Source organism: Dyella jiangningensis (assembly GCF_003264855.1).
Classification (GTDB): Bacteria; Pseudomonadota; Gammaproteobacteria; order Xanthomonadales; family Rhodanobacteraceae; genus Dyella; species Dyella jiangningensis_C.
The window spans coordinates 1-23053 of sequence record NZ_NFZS01000005.1 but is presented as its reverse complement, the minus strand read 5'-3'; the positions used below and the strand labels follow the sequence as shown (position 1 = coordinate 23053).

The window sequence follows — 23053 nt, the reverse complement described above, 5'->3', positions numbered from 1 at the left end:
GATAAACACGCAAGCTTCACGCAAGCTTGCCGAATAGATCGGTCTGCGCGACGAAACTGTCCAGGTCCACGAAGCCCCCCAGACCGACGCCCACGAGGCGATAGCGCGTGTCGGCGGAACGGTCCACGCGATCACGCAGCGCACACGCAATCTCGGCCAATTCCGCCGCGGAGTCGGGGCGTGTAGACGGCGTGAAACTGCGCGTGAGCGTTTGGAAGTCCGACGTCTTCAGCTTCAGCACCACGGTGCGCGCGACGCGTCCGTCCTGTACTTCGCGCTGGTGTCCGGCCCAGGTCTTTTCCGCCAGGCGATGGATGTGCGGAGCGAGTTCGCCGAGCGTGAGATCGTGCTCGAAGGTGTCTTCGGCGGAGACCTGCAGGGTAGGGCGATGCGGCTCGACCGGATGCTCGTCGATGCCCAGCGACAGCTCATGCAAGCGCCGTCCCCAGCGGCCGAAGCGTTGCTCCAGTTCCTGCGCAGGGAAGGTACGCAGGTCGCCCACGGTGGCGATGCCCAGCTCGGTGAGGCGAGCCTCCATCACCTTGCCCACGCCGGGCAGGCGGCCCACGGCCAGCGGCGCCAGGAATTCGGCGACCTGATGCGGGCGTACGACGAACAGGCCGTCGGGCTTGCGCCAGTCCGAGGCGATCTTGGCCAGGAACTTGTTGGGCGCCACGCCTGCCGAGGCGGTGAGCTGCGTTTCTTCGCGAATGGCCGTGCGGATCGCTTCCGCCGTGGCCGTGGCGGACGGCAGCTGCGTGCGCGTGCTGGTGACGTCGAGGTACGCCTCGTCCAGCGACAGCGGTTCGATCAGGTCGGTGTGGCGCGCGAAGATCTCCCGGACCTGCCGCGACACCGCTTTATACCGGGTGAAATCCGGCGGCACGAAGATCGCCTGAGGGCACAGCCGCTCCGCGCGCACGGCGGGCATGGCCGATCGCACGCCGAACTTGCGCGCCTCGTAACTGGCGGCGCAGACCACCGAGCGTGTCCCGCGCCAGGCCACGACGACGGGCTTGCCGCGCAACGACGGTTCGTCGCGCTGCTCCACCGATGCGTAGAACGCATCCATGTCGACGTGGATGATCTTGCGGGCTGGCGTAGGCACGAGGGGAGGCGTTGGAACGACGGCGCACAGTCAACCACGAACCCACGCCCCTGGGTACTGCCATCATGTTTTTGTAGGAGCGCTACGCGTACACGCCATGTCCTATCTGTGGGAGCGCACCCTGTGCGCGACACCTGACGGAGCGGCAGGCCGCATCGCCCAGTCGTGCGCAAGGTGCGCTCCGACAAAAGGGTGAGCAAGGCAGCAGTTGCTACTGCCACTGAGTCCGCAACGTGCATCCAATGCGTTTTCGAAGGCCACGAACCTGTCGAGGTCGAGCGTATCGCTGCGGATGGGCGCCCATCGCGCACTGGGCGCTCCTACAGGGAAGCTATGCGTACGTGCCATGTCCTATATGTGGGAGCGCACCCTGTGCGCGACGCCTGACGGAGGCAGGCCGCATCGCCCAGTCGCGCACAAGGTGCGCTCCCACAAGGGCGAGCAAGGCAGCGTCGCTACCGCCACTGCGTCTGCAGCGTCTCATCCACCAGCGCGTTCTCGAAGGCCACGAAGCTGTCGAGGTCGAGCGTATCGAGGCGGAAGCGCTGGGCCGCAGTGAAGAACGCCAGCAGCGACAGCACGCGCTGCGGATTCCTTGCCCACGGCGGCACGTACACCGCGCGCGTGATCAGGCCGCTTTCCAGGTAGGGCGACAGCGTGATCACGTCCGTGGTCGTCACGCGCCCGGCGAACAGCAATGGCAGCATTTCCGCCTTGCCGGCCTGCAGCACCTTGCGGATGAACAGGTACACGATCATCACGCCCTGCAGGTAGGCGCCGTCCTTGGTGAAGCAGATGCGGCCGCGCACGTCGCCGCCGCGGAAGATGCGCGAGGCGCTGCGGTAGCTTTCCACCGGCGTCTGCCCGGCTTCGAGGAAGCCGCGGAATATCTCGATGAAGTCCGCACCGTCGAGCGCGCGTTTCACCATGATCACGCGCAAGGCGACGCGCCGCAGCCGCGCCAGGTCGATCGAGCCGGTGATGATCTCCGAGAACGTCGCCAGGCCTTCCTGCGCGCGCGTGGTGCGTGGCGAGCCCAGGCCCAGCGATTTCAGGTAGGGCTGGTGCTTGCCGTTGAGCAGGGTGGCGGTGTGCACGAAGGCTTCGTGCTCGGTGAGCTGTGCCAGGTCCAGTTCGGAGAACAACGCCGTGGATCGCAGGTTGATGCTCTTGCTGCCGGCGGTGGCCTTGGACGAGAGCTCGGGATTGAGGATCACGTCCACGCGATCCTGGTCGAAGAACGAACCCAGGCGCTCGCGCAGGCGTTCGGCGAACGCCTCGGCAGGGATGTCCGCCGGCACCGGCGGTATGGCTTCGCGGCTGATCAGGTCGTCGGTGATCGAGATGACGTCCTGCGCGGCGTCGTATGCACTCGCGGTCTGGCTGCTGTGCACGCCGTCTGGACGTCCATACAAGGCGGTGGAGCAGCGCGTAAAGGTCTCGGTGCCCACGTTCATCAGCATCTGCGCCGCCGTCAGGTAGCTCCATGCGGTCTTGAACAGCCAGTCGCCGATCGGATGGCCGCGGTCGAGCCGTTTCATGATGGCCCGCAGCGCGTCCATCTCGCTGCTGAGATCTGGGTGGCGACGCGGTGGCTCGGGCAGCTGCGGGTTGCCGCGCTCGTATCCTTCAAGGAATGTCGCTTCCAGTTCGACGGGCCAGTCGATGGCCTTGAGTACGCGGATCTTCTTGCCCACGGTGACCAGCTCGCGATCGAGTTCGAGCAGTGGCCCCAGGGCGGGGTCGTCCTCGGGACGGACGATGTCACTCTCGGCGATACTCATGACGCCTCCTGGGAAGGCGCCGACCGGTGTCCCGGCCGGCATGCAGCGAGGGGAGAGCGCAACTGTGCGCCCGCACCTCGTGATGCGCTAGCGAAGAACTACTGAACACGGGCGAAAAAACGCAACGCCGCCCGATTGTTGCAACGGCATGTCGAAGTCGATGGCGAAACCGCGCTATCGTCCGGCCTTCGTACCTGTCGCCAGGATGCTGTAGCGCACCATGACTGCCGAGACCAACCCCTCGTATCTGCGCCGCCTGGGCACCTGGGATGCCGCCGCCATCGTCATCGGCGGCGTGATCGGCGCCGGCATCTTCCGCAGCGCATCCACCGTGGCCGAGCGCACGTCGTCGGGCGCGCAGACGCTGGCGCTGTGGGCGATCGGCGGCCTGCTCACACTGGCGGGGGTGCTCTGCTACGCCGAGCTCGGCGCGCGGCGGCCGCAGGCCGGTGGCGTCTACATCTACCTGCGCGAAGCGTTTGGCCAGCTGCCGGCCTTCCTGTTCGGCTGGACGATGGCGCTGATCAACTACCCCGGCAGCGTGGCCGCGGTGGCCACGACCTTCGCGGATTACTTCTGCGCGGCCATCGGACTGCCCGCGACGTGGGTGAGGCCGGTGGGCGCCGGCGCCATCGCCTTCATCGTCGCCGTGAATTTCTTCGGCATCCGCGCCGGCTCGCGCATGCTCAACGTGTTCACCATCCTCAAGGTCTCGGCCATCGCCCTGCTCGTGGTGGTGGGCGTGGTGCTGGCGCACGGGCAGTTCGGCAACGTGCTGGCGGTGGATACCACGCGCCAGCTGCCGGCCGGCGCCTTCCTGGGCGCGCTGCTGCCGGTGCTGTTCACTTACGGCGGCTTCCACTATCTGAACGACCTCGCCGGCGAAGTGCGGGACCCGCAGAAGACCTTGCCGCGCGCACTCGGCCTCGGCCTGGGCGGCGTGGTGGTGTGCTACGTGCTGGTGAACTTCGCCTACCTCGCCGGCCTCGGCCACGCGGGCCTGGCAGCCAGCCATGCACCGGCGGCCGACCTGATGCACGCGTTGTTTGGTGAAACCGGCGCGACCGTGATCGCCGTGGGCATCGCCTGTTCCACCTTCGGCTACTGCAGCATCGCCATCGCCGGCGGCGCCCGCGTGCTGCAGACCATGGGCGCCGACGGCATGCTGTTCAACGCGGTGGGTCGCATCGATCCGCGCTGGCACGCGCCGCGCGTCGCGCTGGCCGTGCTGGGTGGATGGGCCATCGTACTGGTGCTTTCCGGCAGCTTCGGCCAGCTGGTCGACTACACCACGGTGGGCGAGTGGTTGTCGCACGCGTTCGGCATCGCCACGCTGTTCTGGTATCGCCGCCGCTTCCGCAACGAGCCCTCGCCCTATCGCGTGCCGTTGTATCCCGTGTTGCCGCTGCTGTTCGTGGGCACGGTGTTGAGCGTGATCGTGGCCACCGCCATCCATTCGCCGGGCGACGCAGGGATGAGCCTGCTGCTGATCGCCGTGGGCGTGCCGGTGTACTACGCATGGCGCGCATGGCAGCGGAAAAGGGCATGATCTTGCGTTGTCCGCGCGCTTCGGCGCAGCAAGGCAAGCTTCAGATGACACAGGCATACTGCCGCCACTTCTTCGCATCGAGTCGCTGATGAGACGGACCGCCCCACTAGTCGCCTGTTGCCTGCTGGCCCTCGCGGGTTGCCAGAAGGCCGCTGATACCGACCGGGCGGATCTCAGTCGCGTGGCCGCCGCGCCGCAGTCCACGGCCAAGGCACAAGCGGCCAGTGCACCCTCCACGCAGACCGCGCTCGATCACGTGGACCGGGACGGCGTGCCCATCACCGTGGCCGGCATGTCGCTGCAGCGCTACGTATTCCAGCCTTCACCACAGCCGCAGCTCACCGTGTCGCTCGACAAGGGCGAGTGGGACTGGTCGAAGGAAGGCTCGCTGCGCGTGGACATGCAGAACGCGATGCCATGGGCGGTGACGCTCACCGTCGACATCGACGGCGCCAGGGAAGGACAGCACCTGCACGCCACGGTCGGCATCCCGGCCGGTCCGCCGCAGACGCTGGTGATCCCGCTGCATGCGACCTCGCCCAGGGCGATGGGCATGCAGGCCGGGCCGCCGATGCCCTACGTGGCGGGCGGCAAGCGCGTCTTCGTCGCCACCACGGTGGAAGGGGCGATCGACCTGGCGCATGTGAAGTCCGTGCGCCTGGGCATGCCCGCGCCCACGACACCGCAGACCGTGCTCTTCGGCAAGCTGGACACCAGTGCCGGCGACCATGACCTGCGCGACGCCTATACCGGCATCGTCGATGCCTGGGGCCAGTACACGCGTGGCCAATGGCCGAACAAGGTCGATTCCGACGATGCGCTGCGCGGCGTGCGCCACAAGGCCAAGCCGGCGGTGCTGACGCCGGTCGTCGCGCACAAGGGCTTCGATCGCTACGGCGGCCGCACCGACATGCCGGCGTTCAAGGCCAGCGGCTGGTTCCGCACCGAGCAGCGCAATGGCCGCTGGCACCTGGTGACGCCCGAAGGCCATGCGTTCTTCTCGCTGGGCGTGAACGTGGTGGACGACGACGGCGGCCGTACCTACATCGAAGGCCGCGAGTTCATGTTCAAGGACCTGCCGCGCAACAGCGGCCGGTGGGCGCCGTTCTTCGGCACCGAGGGCAAGCCCTCCGGCGATCAGTCCGCTTCCGCAGGCATCGCCTATAACCACGGCCGCTGGTTCGACTACTACTCCGCCAACCTGTTCCTCGCCGACGGTCGCCATTGGCGCCAGGCGTGGCGCGTGCGCACGCTGGATCGCCTGGAGAACTGGGGCTTCAACACGCTGGGCAACTGGAGCGACGAGGTGCTGACGCAAACGCACCACCTTGCGTACACGCGCTCGGTCAACATCGCGGGCGTGTTCGGCAATGTTTCCAGCGGCTACGACTACTGGGGCCGCATGCCCGATCCGTTCGACCCGCGCTTCGCACAGGCGGCGGACACCGCGGCAGCGCAGGCCGCCAAGGAAGTGCGTGACGACCCGTGGCTGCTGGGCTATTTCGCCGACAACGAACTGGCCTGGGCCGGGCAGGGCCCGCAGGGCCGCTGGGGCCTGGCGCAGGGCACGCTGCGCGGCGAGGCGCGCAGTCACGCCAAGCAAGCCTTCATCGAGGTGCTGAAGAAGAAATACGGCACGCCGGCGAAACTGGCCGCGGCCTGGGGCATCACGCTGGATTCGTGGGATGCGCTGGAGGCGACCAACTACGCCGCGCCCGATCCGAACGAAGCGCACCCCGCCATCGCCGACGACTACAGCGCGTGGCTGCGCCAATATGCGGACCAGTATTTCCGCACCGTCGCGCAGGCCATCCACAAGCATGACCCGCACCATCTGTTCCTGGGCGGCCGTTTCGCCGTGCACACGCCGGAAGCCGTGGCCTCCTGCGCGCAGTACTGCGACGTGGTGAGCTTCAACGGCTATGCCGACGTGCCCGAGCACGCCTTCGACGTGGCCGCCTTCGCCAAGCTGGGCAAGCCAGCGCTGATCACCGAGTTCCATTTCGGCTCCGATGACCGCGGCCCGTTCGGCAAGGGCGTGGTGCCGGTCTGGAACGAGCAGCAGCGCGGCGAGGCCTATGCGCGCTATGTGGCCGCCGCCGTGGCCAACCCGGTGATCGTTGGCGTGCACTGGTTCCAGTATGTCGACCAGCCCATCACCGGCCGCCTGCTCGACGGCGAGAACGCGCACATCGGGCTTGTCGCCATCACCGACAAGCCGTTCAAGAGTTTTGTCGATGCGGTGCGCGAGGCGAATCGCAACACGGGGTACTGACCACCGCGGACTTCAACTGTAGGAGCGCACCCAGTGCGCGATAACACTTCGCGTCAGCCTCCACACTAGCCCCGCGCTTTTTGTGGGAGCGCACCCTGTGCGCGACCGCGGTCCCACGCGTCCAGCCTCAGTCAACGGTCGCGCGGGAGGTCGACGCCTCGGCTCGGAACCCTTCCGCTCGCCGGACCTGTGTAGGAGCGCACCCAGTGCGCGACCGCAGAGATCCACCTTCATCTCTGTTGATGGCGGTCGCGACAACCCAATACCGCAGCAAACAGCAATGCCGCGGTCGCGCACTGGGTGCGCTCCTACACTGAAGAATGCGGGCCGACTTATTTCGCCGCCTTTGCCTTCTTCGCCGCCTGCTCCTTCTTCCACTGCAGGTATTCGGTGAAATGCGGCATGTCGCGCAGCACCTTGGTGTGCGGATCGACGATCACCCGCGTGCCCGCCGGCGCCTCCACGCTGCCGTTGCCATCCGCCATCGGCAACGTCACCAGCTTGTCGCCCACCAGTACTTCCACCGGCATCGGGAACGGCTTGTCATGCGGCACCTGCCAATGCAGGCGCAGCGTGTTGCCGTCCTGGCGCGTCTCCAGCGTCGGCAGTGCTGATTCGTAGAGATAGACGTCGAAGAACCAACGCATGTCGCGCCCGGTCACCTGGTTCACGATGTCGATGTACTCGCGCGTGGTGGCGTAGTGCGGCGTGAAGTTGCCCGGCTTGGGATCCGGACGTCCATAGACCAGCCGGCGCGTGCTGTCGAAGAACGCCTGGTCGCCGATCAGCTGACGCAGCGTGTGCAGCATCAGCGAACCCTTGTAGTAGATGTCGTTGCCCGGGCCATGATCGGCGTCGTACACCTCGTGCTCGAACTGGCTGCGACCAGCCACGATCGGGAACGCGTTGCGCACCATCGAGCGCTCGTCCTGCAGCATCGAGAAGTACGGCATGTCGCCATACAGGTACTGGCCGTACAGCGGCTGCATGTAGGTGCCGAAACCCTCGTGGATCCACATGTCGTCCCAGTCGGCATTGGTCACCTGGTTGCCGAACCACTCATGCGAGAACTCGTGCTGCAGCAGCCAGTCGAAACCGTACTGGCTGCGCGGATAGCCGTTGCCGTAGGCGTTGATGGTCTGGTGCTCCATGCCCAGGTGCGGCGTTTCCACCACGCCCATCTTCTCGTCGCCGAACGGGTAGGGGCCGATCTCCTGCTCGAAGAAGTCGAGCATGCGCGGGAACTCGCCGAACAGCTGCTTCGCCTGCGCTTCGTGGCCGCGCAGGTACCACATCTGCATCGGGATCGTGTTGCCGTAGCGGCTGTGGTAGTCGCCCTTGATGACGTCGAACGGACCGATGTTGAGCGAGATCGCGTACGTGGTCGGATGCTTGGCGCGCCAGTGATAGGTGTGCATGGCGCCGTGCTCCTTGATGTCCACCAGCACGCCGTTGCCCGGCGCCGCCAGCGACTTCGGCACGGTGACATAGGTATCCACCAGGTCCGGCTTGCCCATCGGGTGGTCGATGCACGGCCAGAACAGGTCGCAGCCTTCACCTTCCACTGCGCTGGCGACCCACGGCTGGCCGTCTTCGGTCTTGGACCACACGAAGCCGCCATCCCACGGCGCCTTCTTCGCCACGTGCGGCTTGCCGCCGTAACGGATCTCCACGGTGGTCTTGCCGCCCTTGGCCAACGGCTTGGGCAGATGGATGGCCAGACGGCCATCCGGATTGCTCCACTGATCCGTCGCCAACACCTTGCCATCCACCGACACGCGGCTGATCGCGTAGTTGTGGTCCAGGTCGAGCAGCAGCACGCCGGTCGCCTCGCGCGCGCTGAAGGTCAGCTTGGCGGACGCATCCAGGCTCTGCTGGTCGATGTTGACGTCGAAGTGCAGCTCCGCATGATCGAAGTGCAGGCGCGCCTGCTCGGCCGGCATGGTGCCGCCGGAACGAATCGTCTGCTCGCTGAGCGGTGGCTGCGTGGCGGGCTTGGCGTCGTCCGCATGGGCGAAGGAAGCAAGCGCGGCGCACAAGGCGAGAGAGAGCAGGCGCGGTGTCGTCATGGGCGATCCCCTGTTTCTGGTCAAACCCGCAGGATGACAGCCCGGGCGCGCGGGCGGCATCGCCGAAAGTCATGGGTCAGGTTCGTGCGCTTGTGACTGGCCATCCGCGGCGCGCATGCTTGGGCGGCCTGCGGACGAGGGACAACTCATGGACATGTTGCAAAACCTCGCGTTGGCCGGTGGCCTCTCCTGGGCCAGCGGCTTCCGCCTCTACGCCACGGTCTTCATCGCCGGCCTGCTGGGTCGGCTGGGTTATGTGCACCTGCCCGATGGTTTGAGCATGCTCACCGACACCTGGGTGCTGGTGACGTCGGGCGCGCTGGCGGTCGGCGAGTTCGTGGCCGACAAGGTGCCTGCGTTCGACAGCGCGTGGGATGCAATCCACACCTTCGTGCGCGTTCCCGCCGGTGCGTTGCTGGCGTGGGGCGTGTTCCGCGACTCCGGCACTGGCGCGCAGTTTGCCGCCGCGTTGCTTGGCGGCGCGATGGCCTCAGGCACGCATCTGGCGAAAACGGGTGGCCGCGCGCTGATCAACACGTCACCCGAACCCTTCAGCAACTGGGGCGCCAGCGCGGGCGAAGACATTTCCTGGCTCGGCGGCATGTATCTGATGTGGCAGCACCCGGCGGTGTTCCTCGTGCTGCTCGGGATCTTCGTGGTGTTGCTGTTGTGGTTGGTACCGAAGATTCTGAGAGGGTTGAGGGTGCTGGCGCGCCGGTTGCGGGGAGTGGGGGCGTCGTCACGCGCGTAGCGTGAGTCTTGTTTGTTTCCCCTTGGGCCCCTTCGCCGTTGTGGGAGCGCACCCTGTGCGCGACCGCCTTTCGCCTCGGTTTACATGATCGTCATCCCGGCGTAGGCCGGGATCCAGAGCCTCGGTTTATGGTTGTCTCGATATCGCCAGCGGGCTCGCCTGCGGCGGGCTTCCGCCGGCCTGCCGGCTGCCGGGTCACTTCTCTTTGCGTGGCCACGCACGCGCAGGAGCGCGTGCGAACGGCGAAGCCGGCCCGAAGGGCGGAGGGCAGGACGCCCGGAGTAAAGAGAAGTAACCAAGAGAAAGGCCACCCCGATGCCGCGCCTTCCGGGCTTATGCCCGGAAGGTTCGCGGGCGGGTTACGGGGTTTGTCGACAGGGCATCCTGCCCTGACGACAAACTGGCCGGCGTCCTGCCGGCCACCCTTCGGGCTTTCCTCCACCCGCCCGCCGCGGCATAGGGGCCCGGAGGTCACGAGCCAGAGCCAAGAGCGGGGGCTCGTCCCTGTAGGAGCGCACCCAGTGCGCGATCGGCGTCGACGATGACCTCTGCGGTCGCGCACAGGGTGCGCTCCCACAACGAGCAAAGCGACTGCGCATCGCGATGTGCCGCGCAGCGGCACGAGCCTTTCCGGGGCCCCTGTGGGGCGGTGAGGGGTGGACGATCAGGCCCCGCAGGGGTGCCCGACAGGACGTCGGGCACTTTTCGTCCGGACAGGAGCCCGGTCGAAAAGCCCGGCCGCCCCTCACGGACTGGCTGGGCGCAGCCCGGCCAGCGCCACGCGGGGTGCTCTTTCTTTTGGTTACTTTTCTTGACTCAGGGCATCCTACCCTTCGCCCTTCCTCGCTCCTCAAAGCCGGCGCCATTCATGGCGCCTCCCCGCGTGCGGGCCGGCTTCGCCGTTCGCACGCGCTCCTACGCGCGCGAGCAAGCAAAGAGAAGTGACTCGGGCCGCGGCAGCGGCTCGGAAGCCCGCCCCTGTCCCATGGGGACTCCCTTCGGTCGCAGGCGAGCCCGGTGGCGATAGCGCGACAACCAGAAACCGAGGCTCTGGGTTCCGGCCTTCGCCGGAACGACGAACAATGAAGACCGTGGCGAAAGGCTGTCGCGCACTGGGTGCGCTCCTACAGGGGAGGGCGCAGAAGGGGCGATGGCATCGCACCGCGCATCACGCTCGCGAGGGCCGCATCAGCCCCCATACCTCTTCTGCAAAAACGCAAAGAACGCCCGCAATCCCAGCGCCTCGCCACCCCGCGGCCGCCCCGGTCGGTCGGCGTCGTTCCACGCATACGTATCCAGATGCAGCCACGGCGTCGTCTCAGGCACAAACCGCTCCAGATACAACGCCGCGGTGATCGCGCCCGCATGCCGCGAAGCACCGGAGTTGGCCATGTCCGCCAGATACGACTCCAGCATCTTGCGGTACGGACGCCACAACGGCAGGCGCCACAGCGGGTCGTTGACGTTGCGGCCGGCGGCGAGCACCTGGTCGGCAAGGTCATCATGGTTGGCGAACAGCGCCGGCAGGTCGGGACCCAACGCGACGCGCGCAGCGCCCGTCAGGGTGGCGAAGTCGATGATGAGTTCGGGCTTCTGCTCCGCCGCGTAGGTCAGCGCGTCGCACAGCACCAGGCGGCCTTCGGCGTCGGTGTTGTCCACTTCCACGGTGATGCCCGCGCGCGTGGTGATCACTTCGCCCGGCCGCATCGCGGCGCCCGATACGGCGTTCTCCACCGCGGGAATCAACAGCTGCAAACGCACCGGCAGCTTCGCCTGCATGATCAGTCCGGCCAGCGCGATCGCGTGCGCGGCGCCGCCCATGTCCTTCTTCATCCAGCGCATGCCGTCGGCCGGCTTGAGGTCGAGGCCGCCGGTGTCGAAGCACACGCCCTTGCCGACCACGGCGATCTTCGGATCGCTGGCCTTGCCCCAGGTGAGTTCGACCAGGCGCGGCGCGCGATGGCTGGCGCGGCCCACGGCGTGGATGGTGGGGAAATTGGCGTCGAGCAGCTCGTCGCCCACCCACTCGCGGAATTTCGCCTTGTGCGTCTTGCCCAGCTGCTTCACCGCATCGGCGAGGTGCTTGGGGCCCATGTCTTCGGTAGGCGTGTTGACCAGGTCGCGCACCTGCGTGGTCGCTTCCACCAGCGGCGCGAGCAACTTCAGGTCGGCGGCGGGAATCGCCAGCTTCGCCGGCGCGCGGCGCGCCTTGCGGTAGCGGGTGAATTCATAGGCGCCCAGCGCCCAGCCCAGCGCCGCCTGCAGGCGATCCTTCAGCACGCCCTCGTCGGCAAGGTGATAGGTCGCCTCGGGCAGGCCGCGCGCGAGCGCACCCATCGCACCCAACGGATCGGCGGCGTCCACGCCCACCAGCACGCGTACCAGCTTGCCGCCTTCATCGGGAAGCATCGCGAACGTGCCCGGCGAGGCTTCGAAGCCGAACGATCCCAGCCACTGCCGCTGGGCGGCGGTGAGTCGACGTTTGGTGGCGGCGAAGTGGGTGGCGTCGGTGGTCTCGATGGCGATGCTGCGATCGCTGGACTTGCGTTCGATCAGGACGGACATGAAGTTCCTTGCGCGACGCACCGTGCGTCGTGGACAGACGAAAGATGCTTAATGATGCGCGCTTTTGGCGCGACGGGCGAGCGAGGGCGTCCATGCGCGCTACGGCTACCGCTCCCCCTCACAACCGTCATTCCGGCGCAGGCCGGAATCTAGTGGCGATCAAGCAGGGTTGTCGCGAACGCGTCGACGTTTGGCGAGCAAATGAGGCTTGCAGCGAAACCCCATCCCGCGGCTGCTGGATGACCAGCCCTCGGCTGTTCTAGAGCGCCTCCGGCCTACGCCGGAATGACGGCTGGAGGCGTGAAGAAAGGTTTCGAGGTTTGGCGCATCCCTGCCCGAGTGCTTTCAATCGGCGCGGAGCGACGCCTCCAACCAGTCCACCAATTCCCCCATATGCCGCACATCGATGTCGGGCGCCCGCCCCAGCGCACCCGGCCACGGATGACCCGCACGATTGACCCACGCCGTGCGCAACCCCGCCTCGCGCGCACCGACCACATCCAGCTCGGGGTCGTCGCCCACGTGCAGGATCTCGGCAGGCAGCAAGCCCAGCCGTTCCGCGGCGACAAGAAAGATGCGTGGATCAGGCTTCGGCACGCCCGTATCGCGGGCGCACACGTGATGCGCGAAGTGCGCGCGGATGCCGATGCGGTCGAGGTCGGCGTTGCCGTTGGTGAGGCTGGCGATCGGCCAGCGCCCGGCGATGCGCTGCAGCGCCGGCATGCTCTCGGGGAAAAACTCCACGCTGTTGCGCGCGGAGAAGTAGATCTCCCACAACGCCTCCACCGGCGCCTCGTCGATGCCACAGTGGGCAAAGGCGCGCTGGATGGTCAGGTGGCGCTGTGCGGTGAAATCGTGGGCGAGATCGGTGCGCTCGGCGGCGACCTCGGCGCGCAGAGCGCGCATGGCCGGGATGGGCCATGCGCGTGCCACGTTGGGATAGTGCTGGCGCAGGTACGCGTCCACATCGCGATCCGCGCGTTCCAGGGCCGGCAGCACCGGCCACAGGGTATCGTCCAGATCGAGCGTGAGGGCGCGGATGCGCACGCCGCGGCCGATCAGTTGCCGCTGACCTGCAGTACCTGGTCGGCCTTCAGGTTGTCGCTGCTCAGGTGGTTCCAGTCCTTCAGCTGGGCAACCGTCACCGAGTACTTCTGGGCGATGGTCGACAGCGTTTCACCCTTGGCGACCTTGTGGGTTTCGCCGGACGCCGCAGCGGCCTTGCGCGATTCCACCGCCTGCCTGGCTTCCAGCGCGCGCTCCGAGGTCGGCGCGGTGGCCGAGGCCGAGGCATAGGTCGCACCCGGCGCGGCGAGCACCGGCGGGGCCGGGGTCGGTTCCACCTGCATCTTGATGCCGATGTCGGCGAGGATCTTCTCGCGACGGGCCGTGTCGTTGGCGGCCAGTTCCGGCGCATCGGAGTACGGCACCAGCTGGTGCTGGCGGGCCAGCGCCTTCACCGTATCGGTGTGCAGGAATTCCATGAACTGCTGGATCAGCGCTGCCTTCGGGCTGTTCGCGTTGGTCACGAGGTACAGCGGGGTGTAGAAGATGTAGCTGCCGTCGGTGACGGTGGCCAGGCTCGGGCGCACGCCGTTGACGCTGACCATCTTCACCTTGCTGTTGGTCGCCACGCCCGAGAGCGTGGTCACGCCCAGCGCATTCGGATCCAGCGTCACCGCCTCTTCCAGCTTGGCCGTGTTGACGTACAGGCGCGGCGCGGCCACCGGCTGGTTGCCGCGGCCGAACAGCAGGCGGCGCAGGCTGTATTCCACGCCGTCACCCGGGCTTGCCACCGCGTACAGGTTGATCGGCGAGTCCTTGCCGCCCACGTCCTTCCAGTTGGTGATCTTGCCGTAGTAGATGTCGTGCAGCTGCTTCGGGGTAAGGCTGGTCGCCGGGTTCGACGGATGCGTGATCATCACCAGCGCGTCGTACGCCACCGGCATGAACTGCAGGTCGGTCTCGGTGCCGCCCGCGCTGCCGCGTGCGCTGCCGGCCACGTCGGCCATGCCGTGCGCCACGGCGTCGAGGCCCGAGGCAGTGTTGAACGGTTCGATCTCGATGCGGCCCTTGCCGCTCTTTTCCCAGGCCTTGGCCACGTCGTCGACCACGCCGCGCGCGGTGGCGTAGTCACCACGCCAGACCAGCGAGGGCAGGGCAGCGGCCTTGCTCGACTTGGCGGGCGTCTTGGTCTTGCCGGCGGCGAGTGCGCCGGTGGCCGCGCATGCGGTAAACAGCGCGACGATGAAAAGGCGGGAAATGCGTGATGACATGGCGGTTGGGAACCCCGAGTGCTGAAGGTGGTCCGCAGGCCGCCGTTCCGGGCGCGCGTGCAGGGAATGATGTAACCCGGGTATTTCAGCCAGCTCAGCCCCAAACATCAAGCTAGTGCGAAGGCCTGCCGCCCGGAAAAACGCGATGCCGCGCACGATGTCCTCCTATCGTTCATGGGCGGTTATTCGTCTCAGCTCGGCAAATACCGTCGCAGCTGGAATGCGACGGTTTGGCAGGCGCATGGGCGGTGCGGGCCGAGCGTGTCGCGGCTCACATCGCCCATGCCAAGGGCTTCGTCATCCCGGCTCGCCAGGACGACGAAGCGGCCATCACTCAGCGGATGTCCACGTAGCGCACGCCGTCGTCGCCCGACACCACCAGCACCAGCTGGCGCGGATTCACGCCGGAAAGCTTCTGCAGCGTGCGCATGTCGGGCACGCGCAGGTTGCCCACGCCGATCACGATGTCGTCCGGCTGCAAGCCCGCCTGCGCCGCACGGCTGCCCGCGCGCACCGCGCTCACACCCACGCCGGCAACGCCCTGGCTGCGCATGCTCTGCGAGAGCTCAGTGAAGGTCACGCCGGTCAACCGCGGGTCGAGCTTGGCGCCATCGACGGTGGCCAGCTTCTCCGGCGCGAGCTTGGCGACCACGTCCTTGCTGGTGCCGTTGCGCTGCACGGTGAGCTTCATGGTGGAGCCGATCGGCATCAGGCCCTCGGCGTTGCGCAGCTCCTGCGCGCTGCGCAGCGGCTTGCCGTCGATCGCGGTGATCACGTCGCCCACTTCGATGCTGGCGGTGTCGGCCGCCGAGCCGCCGGTCACGCGCGTCACCACCACGCCCTTGGTGTCCTTCAGGCCCAGCACCTTGGCGATGCGCGGAGTGATGTCCTGCGCCTCCAGGCCCAGGTTGCCGCGATTGACCTTGCCGTGCGCGATCAGCTGCTGCATCACCTCGCCGGCCAGGTTGGTCGGGATGGCGAAACCGATGCCCACGTTGCCACCCGAGGGCGAGATGATCATGGTGTTGATGCCCACCAGCTCGCCGCGCAGGTTCACCAGCGCACCGCCGGAGTTGCCCGGATTGATCGACGCGTCGGTCTGGATGTAGTTCTGGTAGCCCGTGCCGCCCAGGCCCGAGCGGCTCAGCGCGGAGACGATGCCCGACGTCACCGTCTGGCCCAGCCCGAACGGGTCGCCCACCGCCACCACGAAATCGCCCACGCGAAGCTTGCCGGAGTCGGCCATCGGCAGCGCGGCCAGGCCGGTCGCCTGGATCTGCACCACCGCCAGGTCGGTCTCCGGATCGGTGCCCACCAGCTTGCCCTTCACGTCGCGACCGTCCTGCAGGGTCACGGTGATGTCGTCGGCGCCGCCCACCACGTGGTTGTTGGTGAGCACGTAGCCCTTGGCCGCGTCCACGATCACGCCCGAACCCAGGCTCTGCTCCACGCGCTCGCGCGGCGAACCCTGCAGGCCGAAGAACTGGCGGAACACCGGATCCTCGAAGAACGGGTCGCGCACCTGCACCCGCGTCTTGGTGGAGATGTTCACCACCGCCGGCGTCACCTTCTCCAGCATCGGCGCCAGCGAGGGCAACGGTTGCCCGTCGACCACGGGCGGCAACGCCGCGGCGTGTCCGGCAAACGGCAAGGCGGCGGCAGCAAAAAGACTCAAGGCAGCCCATCGGCGGGCAACACGAGCAAGCATGGAAGCTCCTTTTTCTCTTTGAATCGGCGGTCGTTCGACTCGCAACACGGCGCGCGGTTCCTCAGCGACGCAGGCCTTTGCTCCGTTGCCTACCGCGATGCCCAACGCATCCCACGGATGCGTTCGCAGCAAGCCTGGGAACAGGAACGAAGACGCGTGGAAAGACTTTACAACCAACCATCCGAGGGGTAACTTTCCCTTCCGTTCGCGACCACAACATCTTGTGTGACGACGCTGGTAATAAACCCAAGAGCTGGTGTCAGGGGATGCGGCCTTGGGGGAGTTGTCGAAGGTCAGGCAGGGAGCGCAAAGGTCGGGCAGTGTGCTGGCTATGTGGTTTCTCCGGCACGTGACTGACGCGAGCGGCATAGCCGAATAAAACAAGAAACCAACACGGGGCCGAAAGGCCGTACCGGGAGGTCAGGAAGCCGATGAGCACCATGCGTGCACCAGCCGTAAATCGCGACACCACCATTCCGCTGCAGCCGGCGTCCTACGACATCTGGGACAAGAAGTACCGTCTCAAGGCGAAGTCCGGCGAGCCCGTCGACGGCAGTGTCGACGAAACCTACCAGCGCGTCGCCCGCGCTCTTTCCGAAGTGGAAACCACCCCCGAGCTGCGCGAGCACTGGAACGAACGCTTCCTGTGGGCGCTGCGCCGCGGCGCCATTCCCGCGGGCCGCATCACCTCCAACGCGGGCGCGCTGGAGCACAAGCCGGCCACCTCCACCATCAACTGCACGGTGTCGGGCACCATCCGTGACTCCATGGACGACATCCTGGAGAAGGTGCACGAGGCCGGCCTCACGCTGAAGGCCGGTTGCGGCATCGGCTACGAGTTCTCCACGCTGCGTCCGCGCGGCGCGTACGTGTCGGGTGCGGGTGCCTACACCTCCGGCCCGCTTTCCTTCATGGATATCTACGACAAGATGTGCTTCACCGTCTCGTCCGCCGGCGGTCGCCGCGGCGCGCAGATGGGCACGTTCGACGTGAGCCACCCGGACGTGAAGGAATTCATCCGCGCCAAGCGCGAAGACGGCCGCCTGCGCCAGTTCAACCTGTCCCTGCTCATCACCGACGGCTTCATGCAGGCGGTGGAGCACGACCAGGACTGGCCGATGGTGTTCCCGGTGCACGTCAAGGAACAGGACGAGATCGACCTCAACGATCCCGCCAAGGTCGTGTGGCGCGAATGGCCCACCCACGAAAACTACGTGGAGCGCGAAGACGGCCTGGTCGCCTGCAAGATCTACGGCCACATCCGCGCGCGGCACCTGTGGGACATGATCATGGTGTCCACCTATGACTTCGCCGAGCCGGGCTTCATCCTGATCGACAAGGTCAACGAGATGAACAACAACTGGTGGTGCGAGCACATCCGCGCCACCAACCCCTGCGGCGAGCAGCCCCTGCCGCCGTACGGATCGTGCCTGCTGGGCTCGGTCAACCTCACCACCTTCGTGCGCGACCCGTTCGGCCCCAAGGCCCGCTTCGACTGGGACGAATACCGCGAAGTGGTCAAGGTGTTCACCCGCATGCTCGACAACGTGGTGGAGATCAACGGCCTGCCGCTCGAGCAGCAGCGCAACGAGATCCTCTCCAAGCGTCGCCACGGCATGGGCTTCCTGGGCCTGGGCACCACGCTCACCATGCTCAAGATGCGCTACGGCACCGCCGAGTCCGTGTCCTTCACCGAGGACGTCTCCCGCGAGATGGCCGTGGCCGGCTGGGAAGTTGCCCTCGACCTCGCCAAGGAGAAGGGCCCGGCACCGGTGCTGGCGCGTGACTACACCGTCACCGGCGACATGCTGCGCAAGCGCCCCGAGATGGTCACCGACGGCTACAAAGTCGGCGACACCATCCCCGGCCGCGTGCTGCACGCCAAGTACAGCCGCTACATGCAGCGCGTGGCCGAAGTGGCCCCGAACCTGGTGGCCGAGCTCGCCGAAACCGGCGCCCGCTTCACCCACCACAGCTCCATCGCGCCCACCGGCACCATCTCGCTGTCGCTGGCCAACAACGCCAGCAACGGCATCGAGCCCAGCTTTGCCCATCACTACTCGCGCAACGTGATCCGCGAGGGCCGCAAGACCAAGGAAAAGGTGGAGGTCTACAGCTACGAGCTGCTGGCCTACCGCGCGCTCATCAACGCCGACGCGCTGCCGTTCTCCGACGACCCGAAGTCCAAGCTGCCCGAATACTTCGTGGCCGCCGACGACATCTCGCCCAAGGAGCACGTCGACATCCAGGCTGCCGCGCAGCGCTGGGTCGATTCGTCCATCTCCAAGACGGCCAACGTCCCCACCGACTATCCCTACGAAGACTTCAAGGACATCTACTTCTACGCTTACAAGCAGGGCCTCAAGGGCTGCACCACCTTCCGTTTCAACCCCGCTGCATTCCAGGGCGTGCTGGTGAAGGAAGCCGATCTTGAGAGCACCCTCTACCGCTTCGAATTGGAAGACGGTAGCGTTGTGGAACTGAAAGGCAACGAAGAAGTGGAGTACGACGGCGAAATGCACACGGCCGCCAATTTGTTCGATGCCTTGAAGGAAGGGTATTACGGAAAGTTCTAATATCGTCGCCGGGACCTGGTACTCAGGTTCCGGCACGCTTGTAAGAGTCGTTCCGGATGCCTTGAGGCAAGGCTCACTACAAGATCCAAATCCACGTCGGAGGGGATTACCCGCATGTCTATCGATACTGATTTCGAAGTGAAAGAAGAAGCCGCACAGGTTGTTGACGCGCCGGTGGAGGTTCCCGTGGTCGAAGTGACCTCGGCAGCCGCCCCCAAGAAGGCCCGTGCCAAGAAGAAGTCGGCTCCGGCCAAGAAGGCAGCTCCGGCCAAGAAGGCGGCAGCTAAGAAGGCAGTCAAGAAGGCTTCGGCCAAGAAGACCGCCAAGAAGGCTGCCAAGAAGACCGTGAAGAAGGCTGCCGCTAAAAAGGTCGCCAAGAAGGCCGTGAAGAAGGCCGCTGCCAAGAAGGGCGCCCGCAAGGTCGCCAAGAAGGCCGCCGCCAAGAAGCGCGTGGTGAAGAAGGCCGCCGCCAAGAAGGTCGCTCGCAAGGTCGCCAAGAAGGCCGTGCGCAAGTCGGCCGCCAAGAAGGTTGCTCGCAAGGTCAGCAGCAAGAAGACGGCCAAGAAGGCCGCAGTCAAGAAGACGGCCCGCAAGGCCGCCGGTAAGAAGGCCGCCAAGGCGGTCAAGAGGTCCACTGCCAGCAAGAAGGCAGGCGTGAAGAAGGCCGTGCGCAAGCCGGCCAAGAAAGCCGCCCGCCGCAAGTAAGTTGTAATCCGGTCCGGCCCGGCGACAAACGCCGGGCCGGATTGTTTCCAGCGACGCGCGCCGCCAGGACGTCGCTACCAAACCCAGGACACGGACGCCTTCGTTAAGGCCGTCATTCCGGCGCAGGCCGGAATCCAGCGCCTCAAGGCCCCAATCCGCGCCAGGCCCCAGCCCCTAAAGCTGTTGGAAACCCAGGCCCGGACCCCAAGGTTCTGTTAGCGCCCCTCAAGACTCGAAAAAGAAGCACACACCATGGCGATCAAGATCGAAAAGAAGATCAAGGGCTACAACGTCGTCAAGCCCGAGGACAAGGCCGCCGCGCCCGTCGCAACCCCTGCCGCCCCGGCTGCCAAAGAGGCGCCCAAGGCAGAAGTCATCCAGATGCACGAGAGCCTGGAGCGTCCCGAGACGCTCATCGGCTCCACCTACAAGATCAAGTCGCCGCTGTTCGAGCACGCGTTGTACGTCACCGTCAACGACATCGTGCTCAACGCCGGCACGCAATATGAGCAGCGCCGCCCCTTCGAGATCTTCATCAACTCGAAGAACATGGACCACTTCCAGTGGATCGTGGCGCTCACCCGCATCACGTCGGCCGTGTTCCGCAAGGGCGGCGACGTCACTTTCTTGGTCGAAGAGATGAAGGCCGTGTTTGACCCGCGCGGCGGCTACTTCAAGGCCGGCGGCGTCTACATGCCCAGCATCGTCGCCGAGATCGGCACCGTCATCGAGCAGCACATGAAGATGATCGGCCTGATCCACGACCCGGAGCTGGACGAGAGCACCCGCAAGCTCATCGCCGAAAAGCGCGCCGCTTATGAAGCTGCCGCCAATCCCAAGAAGGCCGCCCCGGCTGCCGAAGGCAGTGCCGAGCCCACCAACGCCAATGGCTTCCCGCCCGGCGCCACCCTCTGCGCCAAGTGCAACACCCAGGCGCTGGTGCTGATGGACGGCTGCCAGACTTGCTTGAATTGTGGGTATAGCAAGTGCGGGTGAGTTTGCCGCGCTAATTTTGAATAGAAAGGGGCGGATGTTTTCCACGCCCCTTTTTTTTGCCTATAGATTTGGTTGCGTCAATTTGGACGCAAGCTTTGGGCAATTCTTTGTGCAAAAGCTCTCGCATCGAGCGTGGGATAAATTTCGGTAACGAATGGAAGGGGATGATCAATGAAGATTGAAAGCCTGCGCATATCAAATTTTCGAGGCATTGCTGATGTTTCCATGAAAGACCTTGGCAGCATCGTGATCATCGCCGGCCAGAACGGCTCGGGCAAATCATGTGTTTTTGATGCCATTCGATTGGTTAAGTCGGTATACGGCGGTTACCAGGCAAATGAATGGCAGCAATGGATGGGCGAGTTTCAGATCAACCTAACGAATAGTGCCGCTGACTTCACGTCGATCTTCAACAATCCGCAGCGAGATGTAGTCATCGAATGTGAGTTTAAGATGGCGAGCGAGGAGCGAAGCTTCATTGCGAACAATGCGCATGAGCTACTGCGCGAAAAAATCTGGAAGGTAATTCTTCCTGAGGCCTATTCCTGGGGTAGGACGGCAAGCATGTTTGCCACCCAGGTTAGAGATCGAGAAGCTGAAGTGGCGAGTCGAGTTGAACAAGAGTATGCGGTGCTCATGTCCGAATTGAACAGGCCGACCATCAACGCTCGCTTCCGCATTCAGCCCGGAAAGCCTCCTGAAATCAGAAACTCGATTGCTCTGTCCATTGTGTTTAGTACTTTCAGGCCGCGGCAGATCGGTGTTATCGACTTTCATGGGGCGCAGCGCCACTACGGACGGGAAAGTGTCCAGGGGATAAATCTCAACCTTGATGCAAACGATCAGCAGCGAAGTCATACGGCGCTCTACAACTATGCGGCCAAGTACAACAATGTAAAGAGCGAAATGGCCGCCTCGTATGTGAAGGAGATTCTGGCCGAGCGCGCGGGATTTGATGATGCAGCGCAGTCGACCTTGACCGCGACTCTGCAAGAGCTCTTTCAGACATTTTTTCCGGAAAAGGTATTCCTGGGACCGCAGCCCACTAAAGCAGGAGCTCTGACTTTTCCTGTCAAGATCGGTGAGAACAGTACACATGATCTCGATGAATTGAGTGCTGGCGAAAAAGAGATCTTGTATGGATATCTTCGAATCAGGAACTCGGCCCCTCGTTATTCAATAATTCTTCTTGATGAGCCAGAGCTTCATCTGAATCCAAGGCTAATTCGTGGGCTGCCTGAGTTCTACAGGAAAAATTTGGGTGAACGTCTGGAAAATCAAATATGGCTCGTAACACATTCGGACGCGCTGCTGAGGGAGGTGGTGGGGCGCGAGGCCTACAACGTGTATCACATGCTTCCATGTGCTGCTGTTGCTCCTGGTGAAAACCAGTTGAAGGCTCTCTCCGTGAGGGAGGATCTCGACCTTGCGCTCATTGATATGGTTGGAGATTTGGCCGCTTATCATCCCGGTGCAAAGGTCATAATTCTCGAAGGTGGTGGCGACTCTGACTTTGATAAGCGAGTCGTCTCCACGTTGTTTCCAGAGGTCGGGCAGCAGGCAAACCTTATCTCCGGGACGAACAAGCAGAGAGTAAGGGCGCTACTAGATATCCTTGAAAAGGCCGCAAACGAGGGAGAGGTGCCGCTTAAGTTCTTTTGCATCAATGATAGCGACGGTGAACCTCTTTCGACTGAACGCACGAATCAGTTCAGTTGGGATGTGTACCACATCGAAAATTATTTCCTCGAGCCGGACTATATCCTTCGCGTAGTTAAGGAACTAGAGCCAGGCAGGGCATTAACAAAGGAAGGGGTCTACAAAGCTCTTTGGGATGCGGCGAAAGATACGTTGCCCATGCTTCTTCGCCGTGATCTCTCTGCATACGCGAACACAGCGCTTGTAAGGTCCATCAATACGGAATTTGATCCGAACTCTCCCGATTTGGCAGGCGCTGCCGCCGCAGCCGTTGTTCGATCCATGGAGAAGCTAGGCAAGGCTTCGTTAGGGCTCAATGTAGATAGTCTTCGAGCACTCGCGGAAGAGAGGAGGTCCTATTACCAGGATGGTCTTTCGAACGAGTCTTGGATGAAGATATTTCCGGGGAGGGATGTTCTTCGACGATTGGTTCCCAAGTTGAACATAACCGTTTCTTACGAAGCCTTACGGAACCTCATCTTGGCGAAGATGAGTCAAGACGGCCATAGGCCCTCTGGAATGGTTAATGTATTATCGAAGATTATCGATGTTGCGAGCTAGGCACCTATGAAAGGGAGATTCAAACGGATATCACCGGCTGCCTTTGCTGAGCGAATTGGCATCCCTCTTGGTTGGATGGTCATTTCGCATCGCTGGATGCCAGACAAGGCCGATCGCAGGCGCGCCCACGGGAAGTGGTATCGCATTAAAAGCGACTACGGCACCTCATATCGTGTACTGAGATTTTCCGCCAATCTGGCCGGTGCTCCGCCGGATACTGCTGGCGACTTGGTCTTGGACTGGCCCGCATGGCTTGAGCTCAATGGTTACGCAGACGATGTGGTACGCCCCCGATTCCGTAGACACCTGATAGTGTCTATTGAGGATCGGAGGATCTATGACCAGCAAGCGTTTCACTGACGAGTTTAAGGCTGAAGCGGTTAAGCAGGTTAGCGAGCGTGGCTACCCCGTTACGGAGGTGGCCGAGCGACT

The 23053-nt window shown here is 64.6% G+C and carries 15 protein-coding genes; 8 read left to right on the top strand and 7 right to left on the bottom strand.

The genetic code is table 11. The annotated features are described in order from the left end of the window. Positions 1 to 16: 16 nt before the first annotated feature. Positions 17 to 1108, bottom strand: a complete 1092-nt coding sequence (gene dinB / locus CA260_RS18130; protein ID WP_111984479.1) for a DNA polymerase IV — start codon at positions 1106 to 1108, stop codon at positions 17 to 19. A 455-nt stretch (positions 1109 to 1563) separates the two neighbouring features. Continuing rightward, positions 1564 to 2892, bottom strand: coding sequence for a tyrosine/phenylalanine carboxypeptidase domain-containing protein (locus CA260_RS18125; protein WP_172461907.1), 1329 nt, complete (start codon positions 2890 to 2892; stop codon positions 1564 to 1566). 220 nt (positions 2893 to 3112) lie between these two features. Here CA260_RS18125 and CA260_RS18120 point away from each other — a divergent pair, with 220 nt between their 5' ends. Together CA260_RS18120 and CA260_RS18115 are read left to right on the top strand one after the other, a co-directional pair. Next, positions 3113 to 4441: an APC family permease gene (locus CA260_RS18120; RefSeq protein ID WP_111984477.1), complete on the top strand. Its 1329-nt coding sequence runs from the start codon at positions 3113 to 3115 to the stop codon at positions 4439 to 4441. A gap of 88 nt (positions 4442 to 4529) precedes the next feature. Then, on the top strand, positions 4530 to 6716 hold the full coding sequence (locus CA260_RS18115; protein WP_111984476.1) for a beta-galactosidase: 2187 nt from the start codon (positions 4530 to 4532) through the stop codon (positions 6714 to 6716). Between the two features lie 332 nt (positions 6717 to 7048). Here CA260_RS18115 and CA260_RS18110 read toward each other — a convergent pair whose 3' ends face one another. Then, entirely contained in the window at positions 7049 to 8785 is a 1737-nt protein-coding gene (locus tag CA260_RS18110) for a M1 family metallopeptidase (RefSeq protein ID WP_111984475.1), read from the bottom strand. A gap of 148 nt (positions 8786 to 8933) precedes the next feature. Between CA260_RS18110 and CA260_RS18105 the strand changes: the two genes are divergently transcribed. Continuing rightward, on the top strand, positions 8934 to 9536 hold the full coding sequence (locus CA260_RS18105) for a DUF4126 domain-containing protein (protein WP_111984474.1): 603 nt from the start codon (positions 8934 to 8936) through the stop codon (positions 9534 to 9536). A gap of 1188 nt (positions 9537 to 10724) precedes the next feature. On the opposite strand, the gene CA260_RS18100 is transcribed toward CA260_RS18105, so the two are convergent. The 4 genes from CA260_RS18100 to CA260_RS18085 all read right to left on the bottom strand — a co-directional run bounded on the left by CA260_RS18100 (position 10725) and on the right by CA260_RS18085 (position 16085). Then, the gene (locus tag CA260_RS18100) at positions 10725 to 12101 is read right to left on the bottom strand and encodes a leucyl aminopeptidase family protein (protein WP_111984473.1); all 1377 of its coding nucleotides are present in this window, start codon (positions 12099 to 12101) and stop codon (positions 10725 to 10727) included. 345 nt (positions 12102 to 12446) lie between these two features. After that, entirely contained in the window at positions 12447 to 13148 is a 702-nt protein-coding gene (locus CA260_RS18095) for an HAD family hydrolase (RefSeq protein WP_111984472.1), read from the bottom strand. 11 nt (positions 13149 to 13159) lie between these two features. Next, complete coding sequence (locus CA260_RS18090) at positions 13160 to 14377, bottom strand: LysM peptidoglycan-binding domain-containing protein (protein ID WP_111984471.1); 1218 nt, start codon at positions 14375 to 14377, stop codon at positions 13160 to 13162. Positions 14378 to 14711: 334 nt separating this feature from the next. Further along, positions 14712 to 16085 carry a Do family serine endopeptidase gene (locus CA260_RS18085; RefSeq protein WP_111984470.1) on the bottom strand — a complete coding sequence of 458 codons (1374 nt, stop codon included), beginning with the start codon at positions 16083 to 16085 and terminating at the stop codon, positions 14712 to 14714. Between the two features lie 431 nt (positions 16086 to 16516). On the opposite strand from CA260_RS18085, the gene CA260_RS18080 reads away from it, so the two are divergent. From CA260_RS18080 to CA260_RS18060, 5 genes are all read left to right on the top strand, one after another. Continuing rightward, complete coding sequence (locus CA260_RS18080; RefSeq protein WP_111984469.1) at positions 16517 to 18661, top strand: adenosylcobalamin-dependent ribonucleoside-diphosphate reductase; 2145 nt, start codon at positions 16517 to 16519, stop codon at positions 18659 to 18661. A gap of 138 nt (positions 18662 to 18799) precedes the next feature. Beyond that, the gene (locus CA260_RS18075; RefSeq protein WP_191983779.1) at positions 18800 to 19366 is read left to right on the top strand and encodes a histidine biosynthesis protein HisIE; all 567 of its coding nucleotides are present in this window, start codon (positions 18800 to 18802) and stop codon (positions 19364 to 19366) included. Positions 19367 to 19618: 252 nt separating this feature from the next. After that, positions 19619 to 20362 carry an NrdJb gene (locus CA260_RS18070; protein ID WP_111984467.1) on the top strand — a complete coding sequence of 248 codons (744 nt, stop codon included), beginning with the start codon at positions 19619 to 19621 and terminating at the stop codon, positions 20360 to 20362. Between the two features lie 171 nt (positions 20363 to 20533). After that, a complete protein-coding gene (locus tag CA260_RS18065; RefSeq protein WP_111984466.1) occupies positions 20534 to 22621 on the top strand; it encodes an AAA family ATPase in 2088 nt (695 codons plus the stop codon). Between the two features lie 337 nt (positions 22622 to 22958). Beyond that, positions 22959 to 23053, top strand: a 95-nt coding sequence (locus CA260_RS18060) for a transposase (protein WP_146745381.1), incomplete at its 3' end; no start/stop codon positions are given.

Coding starts and splice junctions, on each gene's coding strand:
- CA260_RS18125 (WP_172461907.1), bottom strand. CDS start 2,892: ATGAGTATCGCCGAGAGTGACATCGTCCGTCCCGAGGACGACCCCGCC.
- CA260_RS18120 (WP_111984477.1), top strand. CDS start 3,113: ATGACTGCCGAGACCAACCCCTCGTATCTGCGCCGCCTGGGCACCTGG.
- CA260_RS18115 (WP_111984476.1), top strand. CDS start 4,530: ATGAGACGGACCGCCCCACTAGTCGCCTGTTGCCTGCTGGCCCTCGCG.
- CA260_RS18110 (WP_111984475.1), bottom strand. CDS start 8,785: ATGACGACACCGCGCCTGCTCTCTCTCGCCTTGTGCGCCGCGCTTGCT.
- CA260_RS18105 (WP_111984474.1), top strand. CDS start 8,934: ATGGACATGTTGCAAAACCTCGCGTTGGCCGGTGGCCTCTCCTGGGCC.
- CA260_RS18100 (WP_111984473.1), bottom strand. CDS start 12,101: ATGTCCGTCCTGATCGAACGCAAGTCCAGCGATCGCAGCATCGCCATC.
- CA260_RS18090 (WP_111984471.1), bottom strand. CDS start 14,377: ATGTCATCACGCATTTCCCGCCTTTTCATCGTCGCGCTGTTTACCGCA.
- CA260_RS18085 (WP_111984470.1), bottom strand. CDS start 16,085: ATGCTTGCTCGTGTTGCCCGCCGATGGGCTGCCTTGAGTCTTTTTGCT.
- CA260_RS18080 (WP_111984469.1), top strand. CDS start 16,517: ATGAGCACCATGCGTGCACCAGCCGTAAATCGCGACACCACCATTCCG.
- CA260_RS18070 (WP_111984467.1), top strand. CDS start 19,619: ATGGCGATCAAGATCGAAAAGAAGATCAAGGGCTACAACGTCGTCAAG.
- CA260_RS18065 (WP_111984466.1), top strand. CDS start 20,534: ATGAAGATTGAAAGCCTGCGCATATCAAATTTTCGAGGCATTGCTGAT.